Origin of the sequence: Vreelandella venusta (assembly GCF_007989605.1) — a bacterium.
Lineage (GTDB): Bacteria > Pseudomonadota > Gammaproteobacteria > Pseudomonadales > Halomonadaceae > Vreelandella > Vreelandella venusta.
In genome coordinates, this window is sequence record NZ_BJUL01000067.1 from 1 (window position 1) to 505 (window position 505).

1 pseudogene is annotated in these 505 nt (G+C 55.8%); it reads right to left on the reverse strand.

The annotated features are described in order from the left end of the window. Nucleotides 1-505 (reverse strand): annotated as a pseudogene (locus HVE01_RS19780) (hypothetical protein); the annotation flags it as partial.

The window sequence follows — 505 nt, forward strand, 5'->3', positions numbered from 1 at the left end:
AGCAGTTCTTTATCGGTGGTATTGAACTCAATCGTTGCAGACCCTGCGGGGATAAAACCGGAGTCCGGAGCTAAGGCACGATCCACTACCGAGCCGCTGCCCAGCGCGAGGCTGCCGCGAATTGGTGCACTGGCGCCAAAGCCCAGTGCCACCGCACCCTCACCGCTGGCGGAGGCATTAACACCACTCGCAATCGCGTTTAGTCCCGTTGCACCATCGTTGTTGTAGTTGCCACCAATGGTGCCGCCGTCGTTGACGCTGTAGTAGTGGGCGCGGTTGGCATCGAAGTAATCAAGATTGACCGCATCGCCAGCATTCACCGGATCGCCCAGGTTGGTGATGGTATCGCCGCCCATATCAATGCCGTTGTCATTGATTGTTGGACCATTGTTAATCGTCAGGCTATCCGCCGTCAGATCGGGGCTAGTGGCAATCTCAATCGCGCCATTATCGTCGCTCAGTTCGATATTATCGCCGCTGATAAAGTTGGCGACGTTATCGTTCT